The following is a 17,534-nucleotide window of genomic DNA, read 5'->3' on the forward strand; positions in this document are numbered from 1 at the left end:
ATTCGCCTATTTCCTTAGCTAAGTCAATAAAAAAGGGCTAAATCACATTTGCGATAAGCCCCGTTTCAATAATTTAACGAATTTGTTAAGGTTTAACCTGCTTTAATGGAACCACACTATTTAGATAATTTTCAATATGAGCATAGCCATTATCACTAATTAGCGCTGCATCTTTGGGGTCGTGTGGATTCAATCCGATTTTCCGTTCATAATCATCTGGTAGGCCGTCGTTATCCGAGTCCTTATAGGGCTTTCCTTTATAAACAGGATAGCCACCGACCTGCCTTACATCCGTGATGATGCCTTGCTTGTATGAGTCTGCCGGGAGTCGACGCTTCACATAAGGCGATGGTTCGATCGCATCCTTAGATTCTTTGTAAAACACTTTCCCAGTTTTTACCTGCTTTACAATACGTTCATCCACAGCATCCCGCTTTGGCAAAATTGCACCGACATTGGCCAGTACATAGGTATACGATTCTTGGGCAGACATAATTTTACCAAATGCAGCAAGCGGAAAAGGATTGTTTACCCGAATTTTCGACAACACGGAAGCATCCGCATCGGGTTGTACCCCGCCATCCCAATTATCTTTCGTTACTTTCTCGTTTCCTTCAATCACATTGCCATGTACATATGCTTTACCGAAGGTATTAGCAAACTCTTTGTCGCGTCCGGATTCTGGCTTCAGTATGCGATAGGAAATCGGCTGCCCCTGCGGTGTTATAGGTCCCGGTTTATAGTAATTATTGATAAAATTGTAGAACGAGCGGTGGTCTCCACCGTCTGCTGTACGATTCCACCAGTTCCACACCACATTGTTAACAAAGCCAAAGTCGCCGTACATCCCTACCGAAGGGTTTCGGCTGATGTTTGACGCCCAAAGATTGCGCATGAAGGTGCTGTTTAATCCGCCGATTGTACTACCAAAAGAGTGATTATAGGTATCTAATGCTTCCGAAAAAATAGAATTCTGGATAGTAATATTTACGGTTGGCAATTTTAGATTTTTACCTTCACGATCATACACATGTCGATACATAGACATATTCTCGTCAAGCCCCCAACTGGCAGATACATGGTCGATGATGATGTTGCCTACGCCATTGCCGCCGAGCGCGTCATCGCGCCGCGTCACCTCTGTCGTCCCTCGGCGAAAACGCATAAAGCGCACAATCACATCATGCGTATCGATCAAAAAGGATTCACCGGCGACGCATACGCCATCGCCTGGCGCGGTTTGGCCGGCGATCGTGATGTAAGGTGCTCTGATCGTAATTGGGTTTTCCAGCTGTATAATACCTGCTATATTAAAAACGACGATCCTAGCTCCACCACTTTCGCAAGCTTCGCGCAATGTCCCCGGTCCACTATCGGCAAGGCTAGTCACTACCATAACTCGACCACCTCGACCACCAGCGGTGTAGGCTCCGCCACCTTCTGCCCCCGGGAAAGCCAAAATTTTAGCCTGCGGCAAATCTTTTGGTTCTGCCGCATTTGGAATAAAAGGTTTCCCTTCTTGCTTCATAACCTTCTGCGCTTCCTCCCAAGCCTTGTCGGCACGCAGCTGCTCTAACTGCTCGCGACGTGCAGCCACTGCCTTTAACGAATCAGGGACGACAGGATATTGTGCGTTTGCTAAGTGGGGCAGTGCAAAGACCAAAGCCAGCATGCCGGTTTTAAACGTGATCTGCATTGTAATTTATTTTGAAGCGAGGTTATTTAGGTAAATCTCGATATTAGCATAGCCTGATTCGGTGATTTTCGCCGCGTCGCTAGCATCTTTCGGATTCAAGCCCATTTTTAGTTCCACATCGTCAGGAATACCATCGTTATCGGAATCTTTGTAGGATTTCCCTTTGTACGTTGGGTAACCGCCTACCTGTGAAATATCGGTGATGATACCTATTTTGTAAGAATCCTTTGCTAAGCGACGGTGTTCAAAATCTTTTTCCGGCAGCTTCACATTTTTCAACGGCGTAGGCTTCCCATCGCGCACTTCCTTCACAATACGCAAATCTACCGGATCACGTTTTGGCAAGGTTGCTCCTGCATTTTCAAGTACATAACCATATGCATCTTTTGCGCTCATAATGTTAAACTCCGCATGCGGAAAAGGCTTAGCTGCTTTCATTGCGGCAAAGTATGGTGTAGCTTCTTCGAACGTCATGCCTTTACCTTCTTTGTTTTCCACCTGCACGCCGCCGTTCCAGTTGTCGGACGTTACTTGATCATTTCCTTCTACAATATTACCCGCTACGTAAGCGCGGCCAAAAACAACATAAGGCAACTTACTCCGCCCGGATTCCGGTTTTAAAATGCGGTAACTAATGGGCTGTCCGGCCGGCGTGGCGGGGCCTGGTTTAAAATAGTTATTAAAGATATTGTATGTGGCTTGATAGTCGCCACCATCGATAGCTCGATGTACCCAATTGTAGATGACGTTATTGGCGAAATTGAAAATACCATTCCATCCAATAGATGGATTACGAGCTGCGTTGTTCGCCCAAAGGTTACGCATGAACGTACAGTTTTCGCCTCCCAGCGTACTTCCAAAAGCGTGGTTCCAAGTATCTAGGGCTTCCGAGAAGATCGAATTTTGAATCGTGATATTTACTGTACCCCGCTTTTCTTCTTGTTTTCCTGTGCTATCGTTATACATGTGCCTGTACATGGACATGTTTTCATCGAGCCCCCAGCTAGCCGAGACATGATCAATCATGATGTTACCGACAGGGTTACCACCGATTGCATCATCACGCCGTCCAACAAAGGTTTCTCCGCGACGGAACCGCATGTGGCGTATAATTACATCGTGTGTATCAATCCACACCGATTCTCCGGCCACACATACGCCGTCGCCAGGAGCTGACTGGCCCGCTATGGTGATATACGGCGCGCGAATCATTAAGGGCGTTTTCAAACGGATAATACCCGCAACGTTAAATACAATGATTCGTGGCCCGCCTTGTTCGCAAGCTTCACGTAACGAGCCGGGGCCGTTATCTTCCAAACTTGTTACCACGATAACACGGCCACCTCGACCACCAAAGGCATACTTGCCTCCACCTTCCGCTTCTGGGAAAGCTGGAATTTCTGCTTGTGGCAAATCAGTAGGGCGGCCCGCCCAAGGGATATAAGGTTTTCCTTGTTTGGCGTACTGTTCGATAACTGGCAATGCCTTTGCCCATGCTGCGTCAGACTGCTTTCTTGCAGCGCTCATCATATCATCAGAAGCCTTTTTAACTTCAGCTGGAATTTTTGGGTATTGTGCACTTGCCTTGAACGTCAATAAACAAGCAAACACCATTAACATCAATGGAGTTACTAAAAATCTCATTTTTTGTATTTTAATTAAAATTTGACATTGTTTCCTTTCCTACTCACCCATCCGTTGAGGCGCACAGATACGACCTCATTTATAAATGGCATAATCAAAGTAACGCAGATTTTTACCGTGTAAAATAGCTTACGTTATCATGTTATTCTACCATATTAGCATAGATGACTCGACTATCGCCGATGAAATAAGCAATATTATACATGATTGTTACAATGATATGCAAATCCCCATCAGCAAGATTACTGACAGGGATTTGCATCGCCAAAATATTTGCCATCACCTAACGGCATGAAGTGCTCTTAATTTTGGATTTTCGTGCTTATACTCAAGTATTCGTTATTAGCCGCATCAACCGTGCTCTGATTAATAAGTATAGCGCCATATTTTCCTTCTGGTGTTAAAAAGTATAGCAAGGTACCTGCGTTTAAGGCAGTTGTAAATTCCGTTAGGTTTGTTTGCGTTTGGTTGATGTTTTGCTTCTTAGCTTCCTCCTCTATTCTGCTGGATGAAACTAAGGTGGTATTAAAAATTCCACTTGGCCCGCCCGCATTTCTGATGGGCGCACTAAATAACGTCCTGCGTTTTGTCCAACTAGACAAATCAAAAGCGGGATATGGATTGGGTTCAGCAGATACGGAATATAAATTAAACACCAGACGACCCAAGTTTGCTTGCGTTTGATCTATTCGTGCATAGATACCAAAATCGATATCCGACGAATTTGCTAAGCCCTCAGCATACGTATACGCTTTCCCTTGTGCAATGGCGTAAAAAGTTGGTAGTTCCGGCTTATCAGCGTTGGGGCGGTAAACCTTTCTATCCGCCAAAATGGTATAGCTGGGCGCGCCCTCTATAGTTACCGATTTATAACCATCCCCCATATAGACATTCTTTTCGTCCAATGCAAAAACACGAAATGTAGCCCGGCCATCTCGGCGCATCTTAAGCCGAAGTCTACCGCTGTATGACCTTCGTTCATTGCTCTGTAGGATAACTTCATTTCGCTCGTTAGATCCGCCGTTACCCGTGGTCGATTCCACGACTATCTTCATCATGTCTCGATTCGCCGATGTAATAGTGAAACTAATATGCACACTATCGCCATCATTGTATTTTCTATAGTCGGTAACCGTATAATCACTATCATTGTGATACGTTATCTTGACGTCGTCGAACATGTTAAAAATGTTATCTGACTCTACACGACATGACGCCAACGTAGCCAAGGCAAGGACGGTCATAAAAGCCAATATTTTTCTCGTTGTCATATTTCCTGATTAGTTTTTTTGAATACCGTATTAATTATCCAAAGGATCAAACGTTCCGCCAGCCCATCCAATCGTCGGGTAGATATCAACTCCTCGCCAAACAAAATCATTATGGAAGGTATAGAAATTGTGATACTCCGGAATGTTTATAGAACCAAAGCCTGTAGTTTGTTGTTGGATGGACATTCTAAAATTCTGCTGATATTGCGCTTTATTCTCCACATTGATGTTGTTCCTACTGCCTGCATTTAGCGCTGCTGCATCGACACCCGGTTGCAGCTCAATACGAATTGTTTCTAACGATTCGCCCGATAGCAGGTGCCACCTGCGCGTACGGCGTAGATCAGAATTGCGCTTATTTTCAAAGGCAAATTCAATCATGCGTTCATTCAAAATTAGATCGCGCATGTCTGCAATGCTTGCAGCGCTTCCGAGGCCGTAGTCATTGTTCCCTACCTCGATACCGGCCCGCTGCCTTATGGTGCGAACCATATTTTTTGCCGTGGAAATATCACCTGTTTCGTTGGCACAGTCGGCGTAATTAAGCATGACCTCCGCCAAACGCATCTCAATCCAATCCATACCGCTACCACCTACATCGTTTGCCAACGGAACATTGGACGCAGGTAGCGTCGGCGTCGTAAACTTCTTGGTATATATCCCCCAGTTGGCGCTTTCTGCAATCCCATCCACAGTAGCTCCCACATAAGTCCACTGAATTCGACTATTTCCTTTGTTACTCAGCGGATAAGCGCTGCCATTGTACGCAAATGTAGCTGTAAAGCGAGGGTCACGATTTTGCCAAAACATGACCGCGTCGTAGCTGTAGTTGCCAGCTTGATCAATGCGATTACCATCTTTCATCGGATACGCCTGGAGCAATTTCCAAGTTGCTCGGTAAGCGCGATCAGGCGCTCCACCCTCCGATTCCGGACGGTTTTTCCGTTCTTCGTTGTGTCCTCTTTTAGGAAGTGTCGAGGAATAAGATCTGGAAATAATCGCCTCCTTATTTGCTGCCCCTTTTGTTCGCCAAATCTCGGCATAATCGGCAACTAAGCTATGTCCCTTAGTCACACACAAATCGTAGGCTGCCTTATTAGCTTCTAGGGCGGCTTGCCATCGAGATGCGTCGTAAGGGTGCTTAGGATCGTTCAGCGGATTAAACTGCGGGCTAGCCCAGTATAAAAGCGCCTTTGCCTTCAGCGAGGCCGCCGCTTCTTGGGTAATACGCCCAAAATCGGCGCCTGCATAGGTTACCCCTTCCAGGTACTCTACCGCCTTTGTCAAGTCGTCAATAATGACGTCAAAACACGCGCGTGCACTCGCTCGTCCTTTTGCCTCTAAATTTTGCGGGTCTTGGGGTTCCAGCACTAAAGGGGTTCCTCCATATATTTTCACTAATTCTAAATAGACCATGGCTCGCATAGCATGGTATTGCCCCAGAAACCGACGTTTTGAGGTTTCACTTATGGTACTTTCAGGGAGGAATTTTATCGCATTGTTACATCGTGCAATATCCATATAGCGGTTACTGCCGTAATTCAACGTGTAGATGTTTCCCACGTAAAATACATCATGGTTGTGAAGCGCCTCTCCATTGATTCCCATGGCCCGCGCAGCATGTCCCGCGACAGAGGCAAAATAGTTTTCGTCATTTGCTAAATGTATCTCCCACCGATTGGGGATCACCTGATGTGGCCATTTGGGAATAATGAGTTCGTAAGTTTTGTTCAGGTGAAAGTCTATCGAACCCTCAGAGTTCCAAACCACATCGCTGCCTAGACCATTACGATCTTCCAACAAGAAAAATTTATCATCGTTACAGGCCGTGAGCATGCCAGACATCAGTAGGATACCGAGACCTTTTCTTACTATCGTCTTTATATTTGTTTTCATCACAATTTCATTTATAAACCAGCACTAAAACCAATTGATATCGTGCGCACCGTTGGATAGTTATACGCATTATTCGTGTACGGATCCTTATAGCTAAATGGATTCACCAATGTCCAAAGGTTATTACCCGTTAACAAGATGCTTGCATTAGACAAACCGACCCGTTTGGTGGCCGTCGCTGGCAGCGCATACTTTAACGTCATGTTATTGATCCGTATAGTCGTCGCATTCAACGCCCAAAAATCTGCATTTACACCAATAAGGGGATCATCCGCCCGAGGAAATGTTCCTTCCATAGGATTATCAGGTGTCCATCGATCTCTCCAAAACGCCATTACGTTCCGTGTCGTTGTCGGCGCCGATCTAGAATTTCCGTCAATAAACACCTTGCCTCCAAATCTCCCGAAGATATTTGTACTCAAGCTTAACGCTTTGTAGCCTAAGTTGAGCGTAATCCCTGTTGAGAAGAACGGATTTGTGCGATCAAATAGATACGTTTGATCCTGTGTCGTAACAACACCATCTCCGTTAACATCTTCATAAATCAACCAACCGGGTTGCGGGACCTGTCCACCAATGCGATAATTCGGATTTTCACGAAGGTATGCATCCACCTGCTCCTGTGTGCGGAACATGCCTAATACCTTATACCCTACATTGCTGCTATTGTAGCGTCTCGGATCTGTACCAAATTGATTGCCCAACCAGTTGCCATCCGAACGATCAGTTACTAGATAACTCGCTGGTGCAAATAGCATCTGCGTCACGACGGAATTACCCCATCCAAAGTTCATACTTGTACCGATCCTAAAATCCTTGCCTACACGGGTGTTATAGCCGATGGAAAACTCAGAGCCCCAGTTATATGCTTCCCTGTAATTGACGGGTGGCGCGATGATACCCGAATATAGCGGGTTGGATGTCACACCACCTTGATCGAAACCATCGTAAACCTTATTTTGGAAAAACTCGGCAGCAAAATTTAATTTATTGTCTAGCAAAGTGGCTTCCACACCAACGTTGACGGTACGCTTTTTCTCCCAGGTTATGGAAGGGTTGGGATAAGCGGTTGGGTTTAGCCCCACACCATACCTCTCACCAAAAAGATAGCCGTTATCATTATCTATGGCATAGCGGTCTTGCCACAACCTGTCTGCCACGCGGTCGTCTCCCGCAATCCCCACGTTAGCTTTCAGCTTTAAGAAATTGATGAAGGATATATTATCTTTGAAGAAGCCTTCTTCACTCACTACCCAGCCCAAACCGACGCTTGGAGACAATCCCCAACGTTGGCCAGTAGCAAAGTTTGATGAAGCGTCGAGACGAGAAACAATCTGCAAAAGGTACTTCTTATCATAATCATATGCAATTCTACCGAAAAATGATCGCTTCGTACTTTCCGCAATCGTTCGTACCGTCCGCTGTGTGTTGATGTCGAATGCCCAATATTCATCAGAGCCAGCAATCAGCTGATTGATATAGCGGGATGATAGACCTTCGCCATAAGCCATGGTCTGCTCGCCCCCGAGTACCCCGTCAATACTGTGTTTGCCGAACGTGTTAGCGTAGGATAATGTAACAAAACCTTGCGTACTATTCAAACGAGACACCAACGTTGTCAAATCGGAACTCTGCGGCGTTACAGGTTGGTATTCGGGGTTCGACGTTAGTTGTGTGGAATAGAACTGTTGGTTATTACCCATGGTCACAAACGTATACAAATTGTATGGTGGGGAATATTGTGTATTGTTGTTAGTTTCCCCGCCTGTGGACACCTGTATTTTTGCCGTGAAGCCTTTCAGAAACTTCGGTTGGTAGGACAAGCTGGCATTCACGCGATAGTTTTGTGAATTTCGCTCATCATAGAATCCCGAGTTAATAAGACCCAAAGGATTGCGTGTGCCCGTGCGCGCGAAATTAACCGGCAAACCGTTAATTTCCATAGGAATCCAATCCGGCGTAGAAAGCAATGTTTCAAAAAATGTTTGGTCAGTATCATTGCCCAATCCGTTGTTGCTTTTGCGAATACGGTTATCAATATTGAAGTTCACATCTGCTTTTAAGCCATCAATGATGGTTGCCTGCATCCCACTACGCAGTGTGTATTTATCCTGTTTGGTACCGGCGTAGTTGCCGTTTTCATTCTGATATCCACCGCCGACGAAGAAAGTAATTCGCTCGGAACCGCCAGATATGCTCAGGTTGTGACGTTGCGTCAAAGACGCTTGCCAAAGTTGGTCATACCAGCTATCTGCATTCAATCCCTGTAGGTATTTTAGATCATCATTACTGAAGTATCTATCAGCAGAGGCATTATTCATTCTATACCCTTCGTTCAACATGACACCCAGCTCATAGGCCGATAACATATCGGGTTTTCTGGCGGCATCCGTAATCCCGGCATAGCCGTTATAGGAAATACTCGGTTTTCCAACTTTGCCGCGCTTGGTCGTCACTAAGATAACCCCTTTCGCACCTGAAGCTCCATAGATCGCGGCAGAAGCATCTTTTAACACCGTAATATTCTCCACCATGGAGGCATCGAGGTTATCAAAAACATCACTGCTAACGGTAATACCGTCAATAATATACAAAGGCTCACTGGTCGACCCGATAGACTGACCAGCAGCACTCGTTGTCGAATTACGAACATTCAAAGAAATACGCGCTCCTGGACGGCCGGAAGCTTCCGACACGCCAAGCCCAGCTATACGATTGCGCAATGCTCCCGCAATATTTGGAGCAGGAATATCCATTAGCTCCTCTCCCTTTATTGTAGCCACCGATCCTACAATTTCCGAACGCTTTTGCGTACCATATCCTGTTACGACCACCTCATCGATTGCAGCGCTGGACTCTTCCAGTGCTACGGTGATGTCTTGTTGACCCGCCACATTGACTTCCAGCACCTTGTAGCCCACAAAGCTGACCACGATGTAAGGATTTTCCGAAGGCACATTGATGCGAAAGGTACCGTTTTGATCTGTTCGAACGCCAGCCTTCGAGCCTTTTACAAGTACCGTAGCCCCAGCAATAGGTTTGCCATTTACGTCCACAACCCTTCCCGTAATGTTAACAAATAGCGCTGCTTTGGACGTATAACCACTCACCGCTTTTTTAGCGGCAATTCCTGCCATCGGCGTGGAAAGCACGCATGCCAACGCCAATCCCTTAACCAATGCCCGAAAAGGAGTTGGTAAATTTATAGTGTTATTTAGCATCATTAAATTAGTTTACCCTTGAATAATATTATAACTAAAAGCATCTCCACTTATGGTCGCCATCTTGGATCCCCCACATTATTAAAGACTGGATTTCGGATCGTAAAATTCCGCGCTGCAGGATCTTGGAAAATGTTAGTAGACGATGTGTTAGCGGCGCTCAGAATGTTTAGTATTTGTCCTCTGACATCAGATGTGACAAAGCTGTTCGATACGGTTACAGCCATACTGGAGTTTCCGCGTATATTCACATCCCCATAAGATGTCCCCACACCGACTATACTGTTGCTTATACTAAGCCCCCCTGTAAAGGTTCCGTCATTCATAAGATCATAAAACCGTCCACTTCCCACGTTATAAAATGTCACATTATTGACCGCGCAAGAGTTTCCGTGATTTGTCCGCTTATTCAATTGGTTATAAATAAAACGCTGTGAATTGATGATGGTACTGTTCGTAATGGAAATATCTTTGAAAGATGCATTTGCATTTGCATTACCTACACAGGCCACACCTAGATCATTGAGATCCTGAATGATGCAATTGTTAACAACATACCTTGACACTTCGAAAAATACCGTGTTGGTTGTAGCAGTAATACGAGCCACACCCTTATGATTTGAAAGTATACAGTTTTCAAACTCAATTTTACCAACTTTTCCTTCCGCAGCTATGTTAAACACATATCCGGACTGGCTGCTACTTAGCCTAACATCATCAAACTTGATAGAATCTATCGTCCCAACAGGTTGTACATTCAGGGATGAAGCGATCTGAATATGCGCTGGTTCACCAAATCCTGGTTCACTCATAATCGTGACTGAACGATCAAATCGGTAACTTGTCGGAAATGTGTACGTCACACCGCGTTTGAGCACGAGCTTCGCTCCGGGAGCTGCATTTGGTAAAGTTGATACCAATACCAGCGGATCAGCAGAACCTCGTAAATCCGTATAGCCCGCGCCGGTCACATCGGGTTTAGTACGGAAGGATTGCCGCCCTCTTCTTTGAAGGCCTCTTTCTCCAACTACCAGGTAGAGTTCCGCACGTAAACTTTCACCAGCTGGCAGCTCATTCACTGTAGCCAAGCCATCTTTTTTCTGCTCATCCGTAAGTACGAGCTCCTTACGGAATCCTGAACTTTCAGACACTAGCACCAACGTTGTAACCTGTGAATTGGGAATCCAGCGTAACCTAGCCGCAACGTCTATTACATCACCCACTTTAGAAGGTTTAAAATAACTAATCTCTGGCAACACGCTAAACGTTCTTGCACTGGTGCTACTCACGTAATTCACCCACGCAGACCCAGACATGCTTGGACTTGCCACAGTCCTGACACGCGCATAGTAGCTTTGGTAAGGTGTCAACGTTTCTTTGCCGATGGTAAACGTCAAGGAATCTTGAATAACTTTTATCGCATCAGGATCCATAAATTCAGCATCCTTCGCGATGGTGATCTCGTACGATACCTCGGGTGCAGGACGATCCCCTTCCCATGTCTTTAAAGCAGGCTCCCAGCTAAACGTAACAGATGTATCGGCATGCGACATCTGGACAGCACCATTAAAATTAGTCAAACTGAATCGATCACCAACCGTTGGTTCTTTCTTGCAACCGCCAATGCCGACGGCAACTAAGGTCAGAAACAACGCTTGATAAAATAGCCTCATTGGATTAATCTTTGGAAATCTCATGATAATTAGGTTATTTAATTAATTTTAATACTTAATCTAAAAAAGAAAAATAGGTTAACAGTTACATTTTTCGTATGCACAAAAAAGCTAAACTTGCATTGTGCTAGGTTAAAAGGTCATGATTAGTTAAAATCGAATATTAGCGACAATTTACATAACTATTGCGGACCGTGTGCAAGATTGTTATGCCTGATTGTTCCCATCCTAAACAGTAAATCTTTGTAAATCTCATAATAACTAGGTTTATATAATTAACTTAATTAAAGTGCTTGCCAATCGACCCAAGGATAAAAACATCTTTCTTTCCGAATAGAAAAGATTGTCGGTTTATCTAAATACCTGTATAACGTTGTGGTTAGCTACAAATCATACATGAACATGGATCCCATCACGTTTCAAAGTAACGCATTCTTTACATAGAAATTTTATAAGCGATTATCTACTTATTATACGATATTACCAGCTCCTTATTCCTAATTCAATAGTAGTCAGAGAAACGTTCCTATCTTTTGTTTCAGCTCAAATTTTCTTGAATTTCGACTGTTAACGACCGTGATAGAAGCCAATTTCAGCATATATTTGATGAATCAAATATATGAATTTCCTAAGACCTGTAGGATTATATCCTACAATCATCAGGTTAACGATTTAGCGCTCGCAAAAAGCTTGGTTGGTTGTATTATTTTCAGCCAGTCGTGTAGCATATTAGCTTATCGCGTCATGATACTATGACGGAAATAAGCTATTCGGTAGGATATAAAAAAAACGAGGCGACATATTCTGTCGACCTCGTTTTACAGCTTTTAAATGGTCTTAAATTTAAAGCAGAGGATCGAACGTGCCCGCTCCGCTTAGGCCGTTCCACCCCTTTGTTTGCTCTAAATAGGGTGAGGAATTCATAATTGTTTGACTTAGACCGAAGAAATAATATTGATCATACCATGAAAACACCCAACCTGCAGGATTTATCGGATCAAGATCATCTTTCTCAACAATTTCAAAATGGTTGTCATAGAGATAGTCGACATATTGCTCGAATGTGGTAATGCCTGGAGGGTAAGTACTAGGCTCTCTGTTTATCACAGGTGCCGCCCCCGACGCAGAAGCTAACAATGGATCGCTATCACCTTGATACCGAGAACCGTCCGCATTTTTCGCAATAATAAAATATCCCGTCCGTCGCGTACCGTTTAATGTCTGGCCTTGCATACCCAACCTAGCTACGGTCGGACTTGATTCGTCAAAAAGCATCCATCTTCTTAAATCCCAAAAACGCTTTCCTTCATAAGCGAACTCCACTCTACGTTCATCTAGAACCGCTTTAAAAAGTTGGTCCCTGCTGTTAGCTTCGGTTAGACCATAAGAGCCATCCAAATTTTCCACTCCCGCTCGTTCCCGGATCGTCGTAATCAATTGCTTTCCTTCATTAAGTTGTCCAATTCCAATGGCGGACTCTGCCAAATTAAGAACCACTTCCGCAAAGCGCAACTCCATAACGTCGGTTCCACTGATTGAAAAATTATCTACATTGGACGCATTTGGGTTTGTCGCTTTCGCCAGATAGATGCCGCTAGCATTTGCCCCTTGCTTTTCCGTCGTTTGGTTTGGATTGCCGGCTACATTCGCAGTAGCATTATACCAGCGGTAGCTCCACTGCACAAAATTGGGGTTCTCTCGGTAAGGCCATCGCGCACCGTTGTATGCAAACGTCTTATAGAACCGTGGATCTCTATTTTTATAAAATTTCTTCTCATCGTAGCTGTAGTTTGAACTGCCAGGATATCTACCGTCTTTCATAGGAAATGCATCTACCATTTGCTTCGTGGGCGATATAGATCCATTGCCATTAGTCTCGGTAGAACGTGCAGCGTATTCCCAATAATTGTTTTTACCAAGTTGATCCGTCGTGCTGTTATTAAATCCGTAAACGATTACCGCTTCTGGATTATTAACTTCGGTAAACCACATGTTGCCCCACGCCTCTGCGTTGGCTAAGCTACCTGTTTTGAAAAGGCCAAACCCATTTTCTTCCAATAAATTTTTTGCCGCCAAGTTTGCTTCATAAGCTTGTTGCCAACGTGCCTGCTCATCATTTCTATTAAATAAAGGACTCGCCCAAGTAAGAAGTGCTCTACCTTTTAATGCCGCAGCTGCACCACGTGTAATACGTCCCCAATTGTTCGTATCCCACTCGCCAGGGAGTAATCGTATGGCCTCGTCTAAATCGCTTATAACTTGTGCTAACGTTTCCGAAGATGAGCTCCGTGGAACTTCTAAATTGACGCCATTTGCCCCTACCGGATCTTGCGGTTCCAGCACCAGAGGAACGCCACCATACAGACGCAGCAAATCAAAGTATTGAAAGGCTCGCCAGAAATACATTTGACCTTTTAAAGGCGATGTAACTTCCTCGGACAACCCGTGATTATCGATCTCCGCTAAAAAGATATTGATCTGGCGGATTCGTGTCCATGTATTATTTGAAATGGAAGAACTTAGGCGGTTGCCGAAATAAGGCAGTGCATGCGCCTGATGGAATGCAATGTTTGTCCAAGGCCTATTGATATCAGTTTGGCCCGAAAGCTCTTCCGTTGTCCTCGTTAAATTATCGCCACCTACAGCAAGTGACCAATAAAATGAATTGCTGCTATTCGACGCAGGCTGAAACAATCCATAAACGTAATCTACATAAGCAATCGCGGTACTTTCATTTTCAAAAACTTCTTCGTTGATACCGGTTAAATCTCTTTTTTCTTCTAGAAAATCATCCTTACAACCAGCAACTAGCGCCGATGCTATACATATCACGATCACTGTTCTTATTCTTTGCATATTGTTCATCGTCTAAATCATTAAAAGGTTAAGTTTACGCCTAAAGAGTAGGTTCTTAAATTAGGGTAAACGTCGAAAGAAGTGTAGGGGTCTCTGTAATTAAAAGGATTGTAGAACGTCATAGGATTCATTGCGGAAAAGATAATCCGTGCATTATTTAGATTCGCGTATTCCGCGACATGCTTCGGCAGGTTGTAACTTAATGAGGCACTCTGCATGGCCATACGGAATGAGTTAACCTGCCAGAAGGTTGACGTAGGCGTTAGGTTGATGTCTTCCCAGTGTGGGTTGGGATATCTGCCTGTCGGGTTAAGTTCTGGATCATAGATATCAGACCAAAAAGCAGGCATATTTTCGTATACCCTTGAAATGCTGTTGTTTAATTTTTTACGCGCACCACCATCATGCTCTGCCCATCCGCCTAAGCTACCGCTAACGACCATCGATAAGCTTATTCCTTTGTAAGATAGATTAATGGTAGTGCCTAATCCAAAGTGGCTGTCGCGTCTTCGAGCTAACTGTATTTGATCATTTTCATCGATGATACCATCAGGACCAGAGAAGGTACCGTCAGCCTGCAAAGTGCCGCGAACATCTCTGTAATACAGCATTCCAGGTTGCAGGTTTTCGGCTTGTACCCCAAACACTTCCCGAATGTTATATTGGCTCACATAAGCGTCGATATCTTGTTGGTTGCGGAACATGCCTAAGTAATCCAGCCCCCACATACCGTTGTCGCTCGACTGTCCGGGTTTTGGCTGCCATGGCAACAAAATATCCTGCTGATTGAAATTTCCTTTGATTACTTTGTTGTCACTCCAACTAAAGCGAAGATTGATCCCATAATTGAAATCACTTCCTATTTTATCATTCCAACCCGTCGACACTTCAATACCGTATGTATCAATAGCTCCAAAATTCTCTGATGCTATGGTACCACCCACCGTTACGGGGACATTGGCTGTAAGCTCCATCAACAAATTTCGGCCCTTATTATAATAGCCGTCGGCGTTTACGGAAAGTCTGTTGTTTAAGAAATTCGCATCAATACCAAAGTTTTGTTTGTAATGGTCGCTCCATCTGGCATTTCTGTTTGGTGATGCTTCCATTCTCAACCCGGTTCCCGCTATTCCATTTCCTCCAAATACGGCGCCCTGACCATTTTGAAAGGTATACCGCTGACGCCAGTTCCACGCTCGTGTATCGTCAGTACCCAGTTTCCCATAGGAATACCGAATTTTAAGGAAGTTTACCCAATCTGCTTTGAAAAAGTTTTCTCTAGATAGTACCCATCCTACTGATGTGGAGTAAAAGTTGCCCCAGTAATTTTCCGGCGCGAAGCGTGTGGATGCGTCAGAGCGGTAAAGCACTTCAGCCAAGTATTTATCATCGTAGGCGTAATTTAGCCGACCGATGTAGCCGAGCGATCCAGACTCGTAAGCGAAAGTGGTTCCAGAAATCTCACCAAAAGCGGTGTTGAACTGGCCATTGTTATTTTGCAGCGGTTGGTCACGCATCACATTCTCTTGACCTGATTCCGACTCAGCCCGTTCTACGCTAAACAGTGCTGTTACTTCATGTAAGCCAATCTTTCGGTTGTAATTCAGGTTGAAGTTCATCTGCTGCGACCGACCATTGGTATTGATGAAAGAAATGCGATCATCATTTTTGACATTGATCGCGCGGTCTACTGTGGCGCCGTCGTAAATATGGTTATGCTCGCCACCCATATTAAATGTGTAAAGGTCATAACGCCCGCCGATACGTTGCGTATTGCTACTTTCAAAATTACGTCCATAGCTAAACCTAGCACTCAAGCCATCGACATAGGGCACCTGGTATTCGGCGAAAAAATTGACTGTCATTGCCTGACCTTTACGATCGGAAACGTTATTGTATTTATCAATTTCAAAGAAATGATATTGTGATAAATCATTCGCGCCGGGGCCCCTCACCGGATAACCGTCAATGTACATGGGGATATAACGCGGTTTTGAAACCAAGGTGCGGTAATCATTATCGTCATTTTCTCCAGATATCTTGTTATATGTTTTAATATTATTGGAGTAGTTACCTGAAACTTGGATTCCTGCCTTTAAGGCGTTAGATACCTTTACATCTGCACCCGCACGAAAATTCCATCGCGAATAATCTACGGTACTTAAGTTTCCGTTTTGTTCTTGATAGGATACTCCCGCAAAGTAGGTTGCTTTTTCTGTACCTCCACTTGCGTTTAATGCATGTTGTGTGAGATGTGAAGGAGACCATGCAGCATCTAACCAATCATGATCGATGGTCTTAAAGTGCTCCAACTCATCAGGCGAGAAAAAGTTATTTTCTTCATAGGGTAAGTCTGCACCATAGGGACCATTCATGATATTCATGTAACGACCGAAATCGTAAGCGCTCATCATTTTTGGGCGAAAAGACTCGTCGTTCAAAGCGTATGAACCTGAATAGCTGATCCTTGGCTCACCTGTCTTGCCGCGCTTTGTTGTCACGATTACTACGCCATTCGCACCGCGTGAGCCGTAAACAGCCGCGGCAGCATCTTTAACAAAAGTGATTGTTTCTATCTCTGAGGGCACTAGCGTGTTGAAAAACGTATTGTCTGGAACACCTTGAGAGGTGATTTGGATAACGCCATCAATAACGTACAAAGGTTGTGTCGTCCCACCATCTTTCGACACGGTATAGGCATTTCGAATGTTAATATTGGCTGGCTGCCCCGGACGGTTGATTCCGCCACTAACCCCTACTCCGACAAGTCGACCTCGTAAAGCTGCTCCTACGTTGGTAACGGGGATATCTTCAATCTCCTCTGCTTTTATTGTTTGAATTGCACCGGTAAGATGCTCTTTCTTCTGCGTACCATAGCCTACCACCACAACTTCATCAATCGCCGCTACCGGCTCCATCGTTACCTCGATCGTCGTTCTTCCATTGATCGCAACTTCCTGTGTTTCGAAGCCCACGAAGCTTACGACCAACATTTCGCTACCGGGAGGCGCGTTTAACCGAAATACCCCGGTTTCATCCGATTGGGTGCTGGTATTGGTTCCTTTGATGGTTACGGTTGCGCCGATGACTGGCCTTCCCTGGCCATCCAAAATCTTTCCCGTTATGTTGACAAATCTGGCAGAAACGGACGCCATCTCAGCAGGCTTTGCGAAAGCCAAAATCTCCCCCTGCGGCATCATAATCAGTACAGGACAAAAAAGTCCTAAACCCCGCCAAAGAAGCCTGCTTTTAAAAATTGAATTAAAACTCATCGTTA

The 17,534-nt window shown here is 44.7% G+C and carries 8 protein-coding genes; all 8 read right to left on the reverse strand.

Annotated features, from left to right (window positions below; all coding sequences use genetic code 11):
* Positions 1–85 precede the first annotated feature (85 nt).
* The 8 genes from B0I21_RS16800 to B0I21_RS16835 all read right to left on the reverse strand — a co-directional run bounded on the left by B0I21_RS16800 (position 86) and on the right by B0I21_RS16835 (position 17,529).
* On the reverse strand, positions 86–1,696 hold the full coding sequence (locus B0I21_RS16800; protein ID WP_166637887.1) for a polysaccharide lyase: 1,611 nt from the start codon (positions 1,694–1,696) through the stop codon (positions 86–88).
* A gap of 6 nt (positions 1,697–1,702) precedes the next feature.
* Positions 1,703–3,340 carry a polysaccharide lyase gene (locus B0I21_RS16805; RefSeq protein ID WP_243836204.1) on the reverse strand — a complete coding sequence of 546 codons (1,638 nt, stop codon included), beginning with the start codon at positions 3,338–3,340 and terminating at the stop codon, positions 1,703–1,705.
* 302 nt (positions 3,341–3,642) lie between these two features.
* Positions 3,643–4,611, reverse strand: a complete 969-nt coding sequence (locus tag B0I21_RS16810) for a hypothetical protein (protein WP_133641640.1) — start codon at positions 4,609–4,611, stop codon at positions 3,643–3,645.
* Between the two features lie 30 nt (positions 4,612–4,641).
* A complete protein-coding gene (locus B0I21_RS16815; RefSeq protein ID WP_133641641.1) occupies positions 4,642–6,507 on the reverse strand; it encodes a RagB/SusD family nutrient uptake outer membrane protein in 1,866 nt (621 codons plus the stop codon).
* A gap of 11 nt (positions 6,508–6,518) precedes the next feature.
* A complete protein-coding gene (locus B0I21_RS16820) occupies positions 6,519–9,731 on the reverse strand; it encodes a SusC/RagA family TonB-linked outer membrane protein (RefSeq protein WP_133641642.1) in 3,213 nt (1,070 codons plus the stop codon).
* A gap of 47 nt (positions 9,732–9,778) precedes the next feature.
* On the reverse strand, positions 9,779–11,425 hold the full coding sequence (locus B0I21_RS16825; RefSeq protein WP_133641643.1) for a DUF5123 domain-containing protein: 1,647 nt from the start codon (positions 11,423–11,425) through the stop codon (positions 9,779–9,781).
* A gap of 819 nt (positions 11,426–12,244) precedes the next feature.
* Positions 12,245–14,257, reverse strand: a complete 2,013-nt coding sequence (locus B0I21_RS16830; protein WP_133641644.1) for a RagB/SusD family nutrient uptake outer membrane protein — start codon at positions 14,255–14,257, stop codon at positions 12,245–12,247.
* A 20-nt stretch (positions 14,258–14,277) separates the two neighbouring features.
* The gene (locus B0I21_RS16835; protein WP_133641645.1) at positions 14,278–17,529 is read right to left on the reverse strand and encodes a SusC/RagA family TonB-linked outer membrane protein; all 3,252 of its coding nucleotides are present in this window, start codon (positions 17,527–17,529) and stop codon (positions 14,278–14,280) included.
* Between the last annotated feature and the right edge of the window lie 5 nt (positions 17,530–17,534).

Source organism: Sphingobacterium paludis (assembly GCF_004364125.1).
GTDB classification, from domain to species: Bacteria; Bacteroidota; Bacteroidia; order Sphingobacteriales; family Sphingobacteriaceae; genus Sphingobacterium; species Sphingobacterium paludis.